Origin of the sequence: Paracoccus sp. Arc7-R13, from assembly GCF_004010775.1 — a bacterium.
Taxonomy (GTDB): Bacteria; Pseudomonadota; Alphaproteobacteria; order Rhodobacterales; family Rhodobacteraceae; genus Paracoccus; species Paracoccus marcusii.
The window spans coordinates 2,637,382-2,651,733 of record NZ_CP034810.1; the positions used below are offsets into that span (position 1 = coordinate 2,637,382).

13 protein-coding genes are annotated in these 14,352 nt (G+C 65.7%); 2 read left to right on the forward strand and 11 right to left on the reverse strand.

Annotation, left to right across the window (positions count from 1 at the left end; translation table 11 throughout):
* Positions 1–21: 21 nt before the first annotated feature.
* Both glmU and glmS read left to right on the forward strand, forming a co-directional pair.
* The gene (glmU, locus tag EOJ32_RS13130) at positions 22–1,365 is read left to right on the forward strand and encodes a bifunctional UDP-N-acetylglucosamine diphosphorylase/glucosamine-1-phosphate N-acetyltransferase GlmU (RefSeq protein WP_127898868.1); all 1,344 of its coding nucleotides are present in this window, start codon (positions 22–24) and stop codon (positions 1,363–1,365) included.
* On the forward strand, positions 1,365–3,182 hold the full coding sequence (glmS, locus tag EOJ32_RS13135; RefSeq protein ID WP_127898869.1) for a glutamine--fructose-6-phosphate transaminase (isomerizing): 1,818 nt from the start codon (positions 1,365–1,367) through the stop codon (positions 3,180–3,182). The genes glmU and glmS overlap by 1 nt, the downstream gene beginning before the upstream one ends.
* A gap of 27 nt (positions 3,183–3,209) precedes the next feature.
* Here glmS and trmB read toward each other — a convergent pair whose 3' ends face one another.
* The 11 genes from trmB to nuoI all read right to left on the reverse strand — a co-directional run bounded on the left by trmB (position 3,210) and on the right by nuoI (position 14,352).
* On the reverse strand, positions 3,210–3,923 hold the full coding sequence (trmB, locus tag EOJ32_RS13140) for a tRNA (guanosine(46)-N7)-methyltransferase TrmB (RefSeq protein WP_127898870.1): 714 nt from the start codon (positions 3,921–3,923) through the stop codon (positions 3,210–3,212).
* Positions 3,924–4,117: 194 nt separating this feature from the next.
* Positions 4,118–5,794, reverse strand: coding sequence for a ribonuclease J (locus tag EOJ32_RS13145; RefSeq protein ID WP_127898871.1), 1,677 nt, complete (start codon positions 5,792–5,794; stop codon positions 4,118–4,120).
* Entirely contained in the window at positions 5,787–6,566 is a 780-nt protein-coding gene (locus EOJ32_RS13150) for a type III pantothenate kinase (protein WP_045998823.1), read from the reverse strand. Before EOJ32_RS13150 ends, EOJ32_RS13145 begins: the two co-directional genes overlap by 8 nt.
* A gap of 4 nt (positions 6,567–6,570) precedes the next feature.
* The gene (locus EOJ32_RS13155; protein ID WP_127898872.1) at positions 6,571–7,305 is read right to left on the reverse strand and encodes a biotin--[acetyl-CoA-carboxylase] ligase; all 735 of its coding nucleotides are present in this window, start codon (positions 7,303–7,305) and stop codon (positions 6,571–6,573) included.
* A 25-nt stretch (positions 7,306–7,330) separates the two neighbouring features.
* The gene (gene nuoN / locus EOJ32_RS13160) at positions 7,331–8,791 is read right to left on the reverse strand and encodes an NADH-quinone oxidoreductase subunit NuoN (RefSeq protein ID WP_127898873.1); all 1,461 of its coding nucleotides are present in this window, start codon (positions 8,789–8,791) and stop codon (positions 7,331–7,333) included.
* Positions 8,792–8,801: 10 nt separating this feature from the next.
* Positions 8,802–10,355, reverse strand: coding sequence for an NADH-quinone oxidoreductase subunit M (locus EOJ32_RS13165; RefSeq protein ID WP_127898874.1), 1,554 nt, complete (start codon positions 10,353–10,355; stop codon positions 8,802–8,804).
* A 1-nt stretch (position 10,356) separates the two neighbouring features.
* Positions 10,357–12,483 carry an NADH-quinone oxidoreductase subunit L gene (nuoL, locus tag EOJ32_RS13170; RefSeq protein ID WP_127898875.1) on the reverse strand — a complete coding sequence of 709 codons (2,127 nt, stop codon included), beginning with the start codon at positions 12,481–12,483 and terminating at the stop codon, positions 10,357–10,359.
* Between the two features lie 4 nt (positions 12,484–12,487).
* Positions 12,488–12,793 (reverse strand): NADH-quinone oxidoreductase subunit NuoK, encoded by a 306-nt coding sequence (gene nuoK / locus EOJ32_RS13175; protein WP_042248542.1) that lies wholly within the window; start codon positions 12,791–12,793, stop codon positions 12,488–12,490.
* A gap of 58 nt (positions 12,794–12,851) precedes the next feature.
* Entirely contained in the window at positions 12,852–13,454 is a 603-nt protein-coding gene (locus tag EOJ32_RS13180; protein ID WP_127898876.1) for an NADH-quinone oxidoreductase subunit J, read from the reverse strand.
* Entirely contained in the window at positions 13,451–13,864 is a 414-nt protein-coding gene (locus tag EOJ32_RS13185) for a carboxymuconolactone decarboxylase family protein (RefSeq protein ID WP_045998818.1), read from the reverse strand. Before EOJ32_RS13185 ends, EOJ32_RS13180 begins: the two co-directional genes overlap by 4 nt.
* Positions 13,861–14,352, reverse strand: a complete 492-nt coding sequence (gene nuoI, locus EOJ32_RS13190; RefSeq protein ID WP_045998817.1) for an NADH-quinone oxidoreductase subunit NuoI — start codon at positions 14,350–14,352, stop codon at positions 13,861–13,863. The genes EOJ32_RS13185 and nuoI overlap by 4 nt, the downstream gene beginning before the upstream one ends.

A 14,352-nucleotide genomic window follows, 5' to 3' on the forward strand; every position in this document is an offset into this window, starting at 1 on the left:
AAACAGGCGATGGGGGCGGTGATGTCGGAAGCTGGATTGGCGGTCGTGGTTCTGGCGGCGGGACAGGGCAGCCGGATGCAATCGGACCTGCCCAAGGTCCTGCACCGTCTTGGCGGGGTGCCGCTGGTCGGGCACGCGCTGCGCGCGGCGCGCAACCTGCAGCCGGAACAGATCGTGGTCGTGACGGGCCACGGCGCGGACGCCGTCGCCCGGGCGGTGGCCAAGCTGGACCCCGAGGCCGCGACCGTGCTGCAGGCCGAACAGCTGGGCACCGGGCACGCCGTGCGCCAGGCCCTGCCCAGCCTGGAAGGATTTGAGGGGCGGGTGATCATCCTGTATGGCGACACCCCCTTCATTGCCCCTGACACGCTGGACGAACTGGCAGCCCACCCCGCCGATCTGGTCGTCCTGGGCTTCGAGGCGGACGATCCCGGCCGCTATGGGCGGCTGGTCGTCACCGACCGCGGGCTGGAGCGTATCGTCGAGTACAAGGACGCCGACGCCGCGACCCGCGAGATCGTGCTGTGCAATTCCGGCGTCATGGCGCTGCAGGCCGATCTGTTGCGCCGCCTGATCGTGGGCCTGGGCAACGACAATGCCGCGGGCGAGTACTATCTGACCGACCTGGTGGCCCTGGCCCGCGCCGAGGGGCGTCGCGCCGACGTGGTGATCTGCGACGAGGCCGAGACGCTTGGCATCAACACCCGCGCCGAACTGGCCGCAGCCGAGGCCGCCTTCCAGGCCCGTGCCCGTGCGGCGCTGATGGAAGACGGGGTGACCCTGACCGATCCGGGCAGCGTCTTTTTGGCGCTGGACACGGTCATCGGGCGCGACGCGGTGATCGGGCCCAACGTCGTCTTCGGCCCCGGCGTGACGGTGGAATCGGGCGCCGAGATTCTGCCCTTTTGCCATCTGGAGGGTTGCCATGTCAGTGAAGGGGCCACCGTCGGACCCTTTGCCCGTCTGCGCCCCGGCGCCGAATTGGGCACGGATGTCCATGTCGGCAACTTCGTCGAGATTAAGAACGCCGTCCTGGACGAGGGTGTCAAGGTCGGCCATCTGACCTATCTGGGCGACGCCCATGTGGGCGAGCACACGAATATCGGCGCTGGCACCATCACCTGCAATTACGACGGCGTCTCCAAGCATCGGACCACGATCGGCCCGCGCGCCTTCATCGGCAGCGACACGATGCTGGTGGCCCCCGTCCATGTCGGCGCGGACGCCATGACCGGATCGGGCAGCACCATCACCGAGGACATCCCCGACGGCGCCCTGGCCATCGGCCGGGCCCGCCAGGTCACGAAACCGGGCCTGGCGACCCGCCTGATGGCGGCGCTGCGGCTGAAGAAGGAGGCGCGCTGATGTGCGGCATCATCGGAATCCTGGGCAACCACGAGGTTTCCCCGCAGCTGGTCGATGCGCTGAAGCGGCTGGAATACCGCGGCTATGACAGCGCCGGCGTGGCGACCGTGGACGCGACCGGACAGCTGTCGCGCCGGCGCGCGGTGGGCAAGCTGGTCAACCTGTCGGACCTGCTGGTCCATCGGCCGCTGACGGGGCATGCGGGTATCGGACACACGCGATGGGCCACCCATGGCGCCGCGACCGAGGTCAACGCCCATCCTCATCAGTCCGGCCCCGTCGCCGTCGTCCATAACGGCATCATCGAGAACTTTCGCGAACTGCGCGCCGAACTGGCCGATCGGGGCATCATGCCAGAATCGCAGACGGACACCGAAACCGTTGCGCTGCTGACCGCGCATCACCTGGATCAGGGCCTATCGCCGGTGGAGGCCGCCCGTGCCACGCTGGCCCACCTGCAGGGGGCCTTTGCGCTGGCCTTCCTGTTCCAGGATCAGCCCGACCTGCTGATCGCGGCCCGCAAGGGCAGCCCGCTGGCCGTGGGCCATGGCGACAAAGAGATGTATCTTGGTTCGGACGCGGTGGCGTTGGCGCCCTTCACGGACCGCATCACCTATCTGGAGGATGGCGACCACGCCGTTCTGACGCGCGCGGGCGTGCAGATCTGGGACGCGGAGGGCCACCAGGTCCACCGCGCCACCGCCCGCATCGATGTCGGCGCGACCGTCATCGACCGTGCCGGGCACCGTCACTTCATGGCCAAGGAAATCGCCGAACAGCCGGTGGTGATCGGCGACGTGCTGAACCATTACGTCAAGGGCGACCGCATCGTCCTGCCGGACGGCCTGGATTTCGCGGACCTGGACCGGGTGACCCTGGTCGGCTGCGGCACCGCGCATCTGGCGGGGCATGTGGCGAAATACTGGTTCGAACAGTTGGCGGGCCTGCCCTGCGACATCGATGTCGCCTCCGAATTCCGCTATCGCGAACCGCCCTTGTCGGATCGCAGCCTGTTCATCGCCGTCAGCCAGTCCGGAGAGACGGCGGATACGCTGGCCGCCCTGCATTATGCCCGCGGCAAGGTCGCGCGGACCGTGGGGCTGGTGAACGTGGGCACGTCGGCCATCGCGCGCGACGCCGACATGGCGCTGCCGACCTTGGCGGGGATCGAGGTCAGCGTGGCGTCGTCCAAGGCCTTCACCTGCCAGCTGGCCGTGCTGGCCGTGCTGGCGCTGAAGGCGGCGCATGACCGCGGTCGGCTTGATGATGCCGCCCTGACGGCCCATCTGCGCGACCTGCGCGCCATCCCCGCGCTGCTGGCGCAGGCGCTGGCTCTGTCGGACGACTGCCGGATGCAGGCCGACTGGCTGGCGCAGGCCCGCGACGTCCTTTATCTGGGCCGGGGCGCATTGTACCCCGTCGCGCTGGAAGGCGCGCTCAAGCTCAAGGAGCTGAGCTATATCCACGCCGAGGGCTATGCCTCCGGAGAGCTGAAGCACGGCCCCATTGCGCTGATCGACGGCGACGTGCCGGTGGTGGTGCTGGCGCCGCATGACGCGCTGTTCGACAAGACCATCTCTAACATGCAGGAGGTGATGGCCCGTCACGGCCAGGTGCTGCTGATTTCGGACGCTGCGGGGATTGCGGCGGCGGGCGACGGCATCACCGCCAGCCTGGCCCTGCCCACCGGCGGCGGTGTGTTCCAGCCGATCCTCTATGCCGTGCCGATGCAGTACCTTGCCTATCACACGGCGGTCGCCAAGGGCACCGATGTCGATCAACCCCGCAACCTGGCAAAATCCGTCACCGTGGAATGAAAAAGGCCCGCTTCGGCGGGCCTTTCCTTACAGACGGCGAAAGGTCACGTAATGGGGCGGACGCCCCTCGCGCAGGGCCTTCTGCTCGTAACGGGTGCTGATCCAGTCGTCCCATGCGACGGCGGTGTCATCAAGCGTCTCGAACCCGGCGGGCGGCACCTCCTCGCGGGTCTGACGGATATAGTCCGGGATGTCGCTGGCCACGCGAAAGATCCCGCCGGGCCGCATCACGCGGGCCAGGGGGCGCAGGTGTTCGGGCGTCACGAACCGCCGCCGATGGTGGCGCGCCTTGGGCCAGGGATCCGGATACATCAGGAAGGCGCGCTCGACGCTGGCATCGGGCAGCACATCCATCAGATCGCGCGCGTCGCCCGGATGGACGCTGACATTCGTCACGCCCGCCGCCCGGATCTTGCCCAGCAGCATCGCGACGCCGTTGATAAACGGCTCGCATCCGATGATGTTGATGTCGGGATAGGTGGCGGCCATGTGGACCATGTGCTCGCCACCGCCAAAGCCCACCTCAAGCCAGACGGGGCGGTCGTTGCCGAAGATCGCGGCAGAATCGACCGGGGTGCGTTCCGGGTTGTCCTGCAGGGTGATGCCGCGGGGCCGCAGCTCGCCCAGGTCCTCGGACAGATAACCCTTCTGGCTCTGCCGCAGGGTCTTGCCGTGCCGCCGTCCATAGAAGTTGCGGCGGGGCGGGTTCGGATCAAAGCCGGATTCGGATGTGTCGCTCATGATGCCGGGCATTGCCGCAAGCGCGGCGCGGTTTCAAGCCCCCTGTGCGCCTTTGCGTCCCGCGGTGGCCGGGGGGCTTCGCACCCCCCGGACCCCCTGCGGGATGATCAAGCCTTCGCCTCCGCTCCGTGGGACATCGGGGGGTCCGGGGGGCTGGCCCCCCGGCCCGTCGCGGGACGCAAGCCTGGTTCAGGTCAGTCGGCCATCAGGCGGCTGATGCTGACGGTGACCTCGGGCTTCTTGCCGATCTCCTCCATCGCCACCTGGCGGGTGATCTTGCGGATCGCCTCGTCCATCTTGCCGTCGTCGCGCACGGTGCGTGCATCGGCACGCTCTAGGAACTCGGACAGCTCGGCCTCGATCTGGCGGGCCAGCTCGCCGCCCGAACGGGTCCGCTCGGACAGGCCCATCAGTTCGACCCAGGCATCGGGCAGGACATTGTCGTCCTCGTCCACGATCACGCTGACCATCGCGTGCCCGTTCAGCGCCATGCGGATGCGGTCGCGCACGACCCCGTCCATCGCGCCGATCAGCAGGTTGCCGTCCAGATAAAGACGCCCCGTTTCGACCTGATCGCAGACCTTGGGGCGATCGCCCGTCAGGTCCAGCATCGTGCCGTTGGTGACGATCTCGGCGGTCATGCCCTTGGCACGGGCCAGCATCACGTGTTCGCGCAGGTGCAGGTGCTCGCCATGCATGGGGATCACGACCTTGGGCCGCAGCAGGTCGTGCATCGCCTCGATGTCGGGCCGGTTCGCGTGACCCGAGACGTGGTAGAGCCCGTCATCGGCGTCCCAGACCTCGACTCCGGCCTCGCTCAGCGCGTTCATGATGCGGCCGACCGACTTTTCGTTGCCCGGGATGGTCTTGGAGCTGAACAGGAAGCTGTCCCCCTCCTTCAGCGACAGGCCCAGATAGCGGCCGCGCGACAGCTGCGCGCTGGCCGCGCGACGCTCCCCCTGGCTGCCGGTGACCAGCAGCAGGACCTTGTTGCGGGGCAGCTTGGCGGCCTCCTCGGGCCCGATCGTCTCGGGGAAATCCTTCAGGATGCCGCTGTCGAAGCCCACGCTGACCATGCGCCGCATCGCGCGGCCCAACAGGCACACCTTGCGCCCCGAGGCGCGCGCCGCGTCGGCCAGCGTCTTCAGACGCGCGATATTGCTGGCGAAGGTGGTGGCCACGACCATGTTCGGCTGCGCCATGACCCATTCCAGGATCGGGGTCGCCAGAACCGCCTCGGACCGGCCGGGATGGGTCGAAAAGATGTTCGTGCTGTCGCAGGCCAGGACCTTGACGCCCTTACCTTCTGCCGCGATCTGCGACAGGCCGACCGGGTCGAAGGCGTCGCCCACGACCGGGGTCACGTCCATCTTGAAGTCGCCCGTATGCACGACCCGACCCGCAGGCGTGTCGATGATCAGCGCGCTGCTTTCCGGGATCGAATGGCTGATCGGCACGAACTGCACGCCGAAGGGGCCGACATTGGTCACGGCAGGGCGCGCTTCGGTGATGTTGACCACCTCGGTCGGCAGGCCGTGCTCTTCCATCTTCAGGCGCACCAGCGTCCCGGTGAAGCGGCGCGCATAGATCGGCACGTCCAGCCGCTTCCACAGATGCGCGATGGCGCCGATATGGTCCTCGTGGCCGTGGGTGACGAAGATCGCCTCCAGCCGGTGGCGGTTCTTCTCCAGCCAGGTCAGGTCGGGCATGATCAGGTCGATCCCCGGGCTGCCCTCCATGTCGCCGAAGGTGACGCCCAGGTCCACCAGGATCAGCCGCTCCTTGCCGGGCAGGCCGTATCCATAGACATAGGCGTTCATGCCAATTTCGCCCGCTCCGCCGAGCGGCAGATAGATCAGGCGTTCAGCCATTTCCCATCTCCTTGTTAAAGTCGTGAATGAGCCGAAGCCCGTGCATCGTCAAATCGTCTTCAATCGCATCGAACAGGTCGAACCCCTGATCGAACAATGGCGCAAGCCCGCCAGTGGCTATCACTTTCATGGGTCGGTCGCGCTCGGCGCGGATCTTGTCCACGATACCGTCGACCAGCCCCACATATCCCCAGAACACGCCTGACTGGATACATGCAACCGTATTCGTGCCGATCACCGTCGCCGGCATCGTCACGTCGACATGCGGCAGGGACGCCGCCCCCATGTGCAGCGCCTCCAGCGACAGGTTCACACCCGGCGCGATGACGCCCCCAATATAGGCGCCGTCGATGTCGACCACGTCGAATGTGGTGGCCGTGCCGAAATCGACCACGATCAGGTCCGGGCCGTGCCGGTCATAGGCGCCGACCGTGTTCACCAGCCGGTCGGGCCCCACGGTCGTCCCCGCATCGACCCGCGGCGGCACCGGCAGCAGGCAGTCGGGCTTGCCCACCACCAGGGGCCGCGTGTCGAAATAGCGGTTGCACAGCACCCGAAGGTTAAAGACCACCCGCGGCGCCGTGGCGCTGATGATGCAGGCGTCGATCTGCAACTCGAACCGCTGCACCGCGATCAGCGTGGACAGCCAGACATAGTATTCGTCCGCCGTCCGCCGATGATCCGTGCGGATCCGCCAGTGGGACAGGAACCGCGTCCCGTCCCAGATCGAGAAGACAGTGTTCGTGTTGCCGGTATCGATGCACAGCAGCATGGATCTAGCCCCCGAAATGGATGTCTGCGGCGGAAATCACCTGGCGTCCGCGCGGACCCGTCAAGATCAGGGCGCCGGTTTCGTCGATACCGTCGAAGCGCCCGGTGATCTCGGCGGTGCCGGTTCGTGCGGTGATCGTCTCTCCCAGCCTTGCGGCGCGGGCCAGCCAGGCCGCACGGATCGGCGCAAAGCCATAGGCCGACATCTGCCGCATGCCTTCGTCGAAACGGACGGCCAGCGCGTCCAGCAGATCGTCGGGCGTCACGGTCAGGCCGGTCTCTCCGGCCAGGCTGACCGGACGCAGCGCGCCGGCCTCGACCTCGGACGGCTCCGGGGCCTGCGCCAGATTGACGCCGATGCCGATCGCCAGGACCGCGACCTGTCCCCCTGCCCCGCTGCTCTCCAGCAGGATGCCGGACAGCTTGCCGCCGTTCAGCAGGACGTCGTTGGGCCATTTCAGGGACAGGTTCAGCGCCGGACCGCACAGATCGCGCAGTGCGTCATGCACGGCAAGCGCCGCGACGAAGGACAACCGCGCCGCATCCGCCGCAGCCCCCTGCGGCCGCAGGACCAGCGTCGCGGCAAAGTTTCCGGGCGGATCGGTCCAGGCGCGGCCGCGGCGGCCACGTCCGGCCTGCTGTTCGCGCGCCATGATCCAAGCCGGCCCGCCGAGCGTCGGGGCCAGCCTGAAGGCTTCGGCGTTGGTGCTGTCCACACGGTCCAGGACATGGCGTGCCACGCCCTGGGGCCATGTGGCGGGCGGGTTATTCACCCGCAACCGTGGCTTGACCGACCAGCGATTGCGCGGCCAGCGCCGCGGAATCGTCGATGCCCAGCAGGGTGATCGAACCCAGCAGCAGCGCGAAGGCCGGCACCAGCAGGGCGGCGTACTGCACGCTGCCCATGCGGCTGGTCACGCCCTCGGTCTCGGCGCCGAAATACATGTAGTACACGATGCGCAGGTAATAGAATGCGCCGATGACAGATGCGATCACGCCGGCGACAGCCAGCCATGCCATGCCACCATCGACCGCTGCCGACAGCACGCCGTACTTGGCCCAGAAACCGACCAGCGGCGGCACGCCCGCAAGGCTGAACATCAGCAACAGGACCGCCATCGCCTTCAGCGGCTCGGCGCTGGCAAAGCGGTTCAGGCTCTCCAGGTCGGTGATCGGGCGGCCATCGCGTTCCAGCGACAGGATGAAGGCAAAGCTGCCCACGTTCATGACCGCATAGATGGCCATGTAGATCAGCATCGCCTGCACCCCATAGGCGGTGCCTGCAGCCAGGCCGACCAGTGCAAAGCCCATATGCGCGATCGAGGAATAGGCCATCAGACGCTTGATGTTGCGCTGACCGATGCCCGCGATCGAGCCCAGGAACATCGACAGCAGCGCCAGCACCGCGATGATCTGACCCCAATCGGCCGGCACGTTCCCGAAAGCGTCGAACATCAGCCGCGCGATCAGCGCCATCGCCGCGACCTTGGGCGCAGTGGCCAGGAACGCGGTCACCGGCGAGGGCGAACCTTCGTAGACGTCCGGCGTCCACATGTGGAATGGCACGGCGGACACCTTAAAGGCCAGGCCGACCAGCAGGAACACCAGACCGAACAGCAGGCCCAAGGGCAAGCTTCCGGCCTGAACGGCCTGCATGATGCCAGCGAATTGCGTGGTGCCGACAAAGCCGTAGACCAGCGACGCACCATAGAGCAGCAGGCCAGAGCTGAGCGCACCCAACACGAAATACTTCAACCCGGCCTCGGACGACTTGACGCTTTCGCGGCGCATGGCGGCGACGACGTACAGCGCCAGCGACTGCAGCTCCAGGCCCATGTACAATGACAGCAGGTCGCCGGCCGACACCATCACCATCATGCCGACGGTCGCCAGTACGATCAGGATGGGGTATTCAAACCGCATCAGGCGATGCCGTTCCATGTACTCGGCGCTCATCGCCAGGACGGCGGCGCCGGACAGCAGGATCGTGACCTTGGCGAAACGACCGAAGGCGTCGTCCATGAACATCCCGAAGAACGCGCTCTGCTGCGGGCGGTCGGCCATGCCCACCACCATCGCCGCCGCAATAAGCGCCGCCACGCTGGCCCACAGGATCTGCCGTGCGATCCGGTCCTTGCCCAGATAGGCCCCCGCCAGCAGCGAGGCCAGCGCATAGATCGCTAGCAGCAGCTCGGGCAGAATGGTGGAGATATCCAAACCGGTCATCGTGCGTTCCTCAATGGCTGGCGGTGGCCGAGGCCAGGTCGCCCGTCGCCGCATCAGCAGGCAGCGCGTCGTTGTAATTCACCAGCAGCGCCTGGACCGAGGGGCCGGTGATGTCGGTGACCAGGCGCGGATAGACGCCCAGGATCAGGGTCATGGCGATCAGCGGCGCAAAGATCCAGCGTTCGCGCGGGGTCATGTCGGTGATCGTGCGCAGGCTTTCCTTGATCAGCGCGCCCATGGTGACGCGGCGGTAAAGCCACAGCGCATAGGCCGCCGACAGGATCACGCCGGTCGCCGCGACGAAGGCCACCCAGGTGTTGGCATGGAACGTCCCCATCAGGGTCAGGAACTCGCCCACGAAGCCCGATGTGCCGGGCAGGCCCACGTTGGCCATGGTGAAGAACATGAAGACCAGCGCATAGACCGGCATCCGGTTCACCAGACCGCCATAGGCGTCGATCTCGCGCGTGTGCATGCGGTCATAGATGACGCCCACGCAGAGGAACAAAGCGCCCGAGATGAAGCCGTGCGACAGCATCTGGAAGATCGCTCCGTCCAGCCCCTGCTGGTTGGCGGCAAAGATACCCATGGTCACATAGCCCATGTGGGCGACCGACGAATAGGCGATCAGCTTCTTCATGTCGGACTGCGCCAAGGCCACCAGCGAGGTATAGACGATGGCGATCGCCGAGAGCCACAGCACGAAGGGCTGCAGCAGGTCGGAGGCCACCGGAAACATCGGCAGGCTGAAGCGCAGGAAGCCGTAGCCGCCCATCTTCAGCAGCACGGCCGCCAGCACGACCGAACCGGCGGTCGGCGCCTGGACGTGCGCGTCGGGCAGCCAAGTATGGACCGGCCACATCGGCATCTTGACCGCGAAGCTGGCGAAGAAGGCCAGGAACAGCAGCGTCTGCATGCCGCCCACGATGGTGAAGCCCATCACCGCCATGGTCTGCGACGGGAAGTCGAATTCCAGCAGCGCGGCGATGTCGGTCGTGCCCGCCGTGCGCGCCATCGCGATCATCGCCACCAGCATCAGCACCGAGCCGATGAAGGTGTAGAGGAAGAACTTGAACGACGCATAGATGCGGTTCTTGCCGCCCCAGATGCCGATGATCAGGAACATCGGGATCAGGCCCGCCTCGAAGAACAGGTAGAAGAGGATCAGGTCCAGCGCCGCGAAGACGCCGATCATCAGCCCCTCCAGCACAAGGAACGCGATCATGTATTCCTTGACCCGCAGCATCACGTCCCAGCAGGACAGGATCGTCAGCGGCATCAGGAAGGTGGTCAGCATGATGAACAGGATCGAGATCCCGTCCACGCCCATGCGGTAGCGCAGGCCCATGATCCAGGCGTGATCCTCGACGAACTGGAAGCCCGTGTTCGAGGGATCGAAACCCGCCAGCAGGAACAGCGAGATCAGGAAGGTCGCGCTGGTCGCGATCAGCGCCAGCCATTTCGCGTTCTTCTGCGAGGCGGCGTCGTCGCCGCGCAGGAACAGGGCCAAGATGCCCGCCGCAACGATCGGCAGGAAGGTGATGATCGAAAGAAGGTTCGTCATGTTATTGCGCGCCCCGCATCATCACCCAGATCAGCAAGCCCACGATGCCCAAAACCATCGCGAAGGCGTAATGGAAGAGATAGCCCGACTGCACCCGTCCGGCGAACCGGGTCAGGCGCGGGATGATTCCCAAAGCCAGGCCGTTGATGGCGCCGTCGATAACGGCTCCGTCACCGCTCGTCCACAGCTTGGCGCCGATCCAGCGCGCCGGACGCACGAAGATCGCGTCATAGGCCTCGTCGAAATACCACTTGTTCAACAGGAACTGATAGAGCCCCCGCTGCTGCGCGGCCAGCTGGGCCGGCCATTCCGGGCGGCGGATATACATCAGCCAGGCCAGGCCCAAGCCGATCAGCATCGCGACGAAAGGCGACACCTTGACCCATTTCGGCACGTAATGCGCATCATGCATCACGTGGTTGTCGGGGCGCATGTAGATCGCGCCGGGGGTCACGGTGAAGGCCTCGACCTCGGCCGGGTTCTCGGCGGCACCGGCGGCGGCGTGCAGCGCGGCGCCCTCGGGCTCCTGCGCGGGGGCCTCGGCGACGCTGCCCTCCAGGGCGGTGTCGGTCCCTGCGGCGGCGGCACCCTCGGCGTGATGCGTGGCGGCGGCCTCGATCCCGAAGAAGCGGGTGACGCCCTCCTCCTCGAAGAAGCTGTTGTACCAGACCATGCCCGCGAAGATCGACCCGAAGGCCAGCACGACCAGCGGCGCGGTCATCACGCGCGGGCTCTCATGCGCGTGGTCATGCGCATGATGATCGCCCCGCGGCTTGCCATAGAAGGTCAGGAACATCAGCCGCCAGGAATAGAAGCTGGTCATCAGGGCCGCAATCACCAGCATCCAGAAGGCATAGCTGCTGCCGACGAAGGCGCTCTCGATCACGGCGTCCTTGGACAGGAAGCCCGCAAAGCCGATATGGGTCAGCGGAATGCCGACGCCGGTGATGGCCAGCGTGCCGATCATCATGGCCCAGAAGGTCAGCGGAATCTTTTTCCGCAGCCCGCCATAATTCCGCATGTCCTGTTCGTGATGCATCGCATGGATCACCGAACCCGCGCCCAGGAACAGCATCGCCTTGAAGAAGGCATGCGTGAACAGGTGGAACATGGCGACCGAATAGACGCCGACGCCCGCAGCCACGAACATGTAGCCCAGCTGCGAACAGGTCGAATAGGCGATGACGCGCTTGATGTCGTTCTGGACCAGACCGACAGTCGCCGCAAAGAAGGCGGTGGTCGCGCCGATATAGACGATGAACATCTTGGCTTCGGGCGCGAATTCGTAAAGCGGCGACATCCGGCAGACCAGGAACACGCCCGCGGTCACCATGGTCGCCGCGTGGATCAGGGCTGACACAGGGGTCGGGCCTTCCATCGCGTCGGGCAGCCAGGTGTGCAGGAACAGCTGCGCCGATTTGCCCATCGCGCCGATGAACAGCAGGATCGCCAGCACGTTGGCCGCGTTCCAGTCACGCCACAGGAAGGTCATCTCGGTCTGGGCCAGCATCGGGACCTGGGCGAAGATCTCGTCGAACTGGATCGACCCGGTCATCCACCACAGGCCGAAGATGCCCAGCAGAAAGCCGAAGTCGCCGACGCGGTTGACGATGAACGCCTTCATCGCTGCGGCGCCCGCCGACTGCTTCTTGAAGTAGAAGCCGATCAGCAGATAGGACGCGACGCCCACGCCTTCCCAGCCGAAGAACATCTGCAGCAGGTTGTCGGAGGTCACCAGCATCAGCATCGAGAAGGTGAAGAACGACAGATAGGCGAAGAAACGCGCGCGGTAAGGCTCGTCGTCGCCGAAATTCTCGTCATGCGCCATGTAGCCGAAGCTGTAGAGGTGCACGAGCGCCGAGACCGAATTGATCACGATCAGCATGATCGCGGTCAGGCGGTCCAGGCGGATCGCCCATTCAGAGGTGAAGTCGCCCGAGACGATCCAGTCCATGACGGGGATGCTCTGCGGCTCGCCCAAGGTCAGGAAGACCACCCAGGACAGGGCCGCGGCGGCGAACAGGATGGCTGTCGTCAGGATCTGCGCGCCGCGCTCTCCGATCAGGCGCCATCCGAAGCCCGCGATCAGCGCACCCAGCAGGGGTGCGAAAAGAATGAACTGAGCCATGACCCTAACCCTTCATCACGTTGACATCTTCCACCGCGATCGTGCCGCGGTTGCGGAAGAAGACGACCAGGATGGCCAGGCCGATGGCCGCTTCGGCCGCGGCGACGGTCAGGATGAACATGGTGAAGATCTGCCCGCCCAGATCGCCCAGATGGGCCGAGAAGGCCACGAAGTTGATGTTGACCGCCAGCAGCATCAGCTCGATCGACATCAGGATGACGATGACGTTCTTGCGGTTCACGAAGATGCCGAAGATCCCGGCGACGAACAATATCGCGCCCACGACCAGGTAATGTGTCAATCCGATCATCAGTTCAGTCCCTCCGGGCTCTCTCACCCGTTGATATTCCGTTGGCTGGGGCGGAAGCTTACAGCCCCTGCCCCGGCTTGACGTCGCGCAGCTGCATGGCCTTGGCCGGATCGCGGTGCATCTGGGCGATCACGTCCTGGCGCTTGACGTTGGTGCGGTGCCGCATGGTCAGCGTGATCGCCCCGATCATCGCGACCAGCAGGACCAGGCCCGAGATCTGGAACGGCAGGATGTAGCGGTCATAGAGCAGCAGACCGATCGCGTTGGTGTTCAGAACCTCGGTCGCCATCGGCACGGACCGCAGGGTCGCCGACTGGTCGCTGCTTTCCCACGCGCCATAGGCGATGGCCAGCTGCGCCAGCAGGACGATGGCGATCAGGCCGGCCAGCGGCAGATAGCGGGCGAACTCGCCCTTCAGCTTGGTGAAGTCCACGTCCAGCATCATGACCACGAACAGGAACAGCACCGCGACCGCACCGACATAGACGATGATCAGCAGCATGGCCACGAACTCGGCGCCCAGCAGGACGAACAGCCCCGCGGCCGACAGGAAGGCCAGGATCAGCCACAGCACCGAATGGACCGGGTTGCGCGCCAGCACCACCATGAAGCCCGCCGTGCAGACAGAGATGGCGAACAGGTAGAATGCGAATGTCATCATGACTGGGGGCTCCCCTCGGATTCGGTAAAGACGCCCTGGGCGATCTCCAGCGCCTTCTGCATCGCCGGCAGGCCGCCGAACATGCCCATCTGATAGATCACCTCGGCGATCTCGCGCGGGGTGGCGCCTGCCTCGATGGCGTGGCGGATGGTCATGCGCATCTGCGGTTCGGCCAGCGCGCCCTGCACGGTCATGGCCGCAATGGTCACCAGCAGGCGGGTGCGCGCATCCAGACCGTCGCGGTTGAAGGTCTTGCCGAACCACATCTCCAGCATGTCGGCGGGCATGGTCGGGAACATCTTCTCGAACGCCTTGACGTCGAAATGCTCCAGCGCCGGATTGAAGGTCCGCGCCATCTCCTGTCCCTGGCTCAGCATCTGCTGAAACATCTTGGTGAAGGGATCGGTCATCTGTACGGCGCGTCCATCGCCAGGTTGCGCGCGATCTCGGATTCCCAACGGGCGCCGTTATCCAGCAACTTGTCCTTGTTGTAGAACAGCTCCTCGCGGGTCTCTGTGGCGAACTCGAAGTTCGGCCCCTCGACGATCGCATCGACCGGGCAGGCCTCCTGGCAGAAGCCACAATAGATGCACTTGGTCATGTCGATGTCATAGCGCGTCGTGCGGCGCGAGCCGTCGTCGCGGGGTTCGGCATCGATGGTGATCGCCTGCGCGGGACAGATCGCTTCGCACAGCTTGCAGGCGATGCAGCGTTCCTCGCCGTTGGGATAGCGGCGCAGGGCGTGTTCGCCGCGGAAGCGCGGCGACAGCGGACCCTTCTCGTGGGGATAGTTGATGGTCGCCTTGGGCGCAAAGAAATAGCGCATGCCCAGGCCGAACCCTTTGATGAAATCCACCATCAGGAAGTATTTGGTGGCGCGGACGACGTCGAAAGCCAT

What these genes read in the sequence shown, in the direction of transcription:
- EOJ32_RS13180 (WP_127898876.1), bottom strand. Translation starts at nt 13,454, where the DNA reads ATGATGACATTCGCATTCTACCTGTTCGCCATCTCTGTCTGCACGGCG.
- glmS (WP_127898869.1), top strand. Translation starts at nt 1,365, where the DNA reads ATGTGCGGCATCATCGGAATCCTGGGCAACCACGAGGTTTCCCCGCAG.
- trmB (WP_127898870.1), bottom strand. Translation starts at nt 3,923, where the DNA reads ATGAGCGACACATCCGAATCCGGCTTTGATCCGAACCCGCCCCGCCGC.
- EOJ32_RS13165 (WP_127898874.1), bottom strand. Translation starts at nt 10,355, where the DNA reads ATGACGAACCTTCTTTCGATCATCACCTTCCTGCCGATCGTTGCGGCG.
- glmU (WP_127898868.1), top strand. Translation starts at nt 22, where the DNA reads ATGTCGGAAGCTGGATTGGCGGTCGTGGTTCTGGCGGCGGGACAGGGC.
- EOJ32_RS13150 (WP_045998823.1), bottom strand. Translation starts at nt 6,566, where the DNA reads ATGCTGCTGTGCATCGATACCGGCAACACGAACACTGTCTTCTCGATC.
- nuoI (WP_045998817.1), bottom strand. Translation starts at nt 14,352, where the DNA reads ATGGCTTTCGACGTCGTCCGCGCCACCAAATACTTCCTGATGGTGGAT.
- EOJ32_RS13145 (WP_127898871.1), bottom strand. Translation starts at nt 5,794, where the DNA reads ATGGCTGAACGCCTGATCTATCTGCCGCTCGGCGGAGCGGGCGAAATT.
- nuoN (WP_127898873.1), bottom strand. Translation starts at nt 8,791, where the DNA reads ATGACCGGTTTGGATATCTCCACCATTCTGCCCGAGCTGCTGCTAGCG.
- nuoK (WP_042248542.1), bottom strand. Translation starts at nt 12,793, where the DNA reads ATGATCGGATTGACACATTACCTGGTCGTGGGCGCGATATTGTTCGTC.
- EOJ32_RS13185 (WP_045998818.1), bottom strand. Translation starts at nt 13,864, where the DNA reads ATGACCGATCCCTTCACCAAGATGTTTCAGCAGATGCTGAGCCAGGGA.
- nuoL (WP_127898875.1), bottom strand. Translation starts at nt 12,483, where the DNA reads ATGGCTCAGTTCATTCTTTTCGCACCCCTGCTGGGTGCGCTGATCGCG.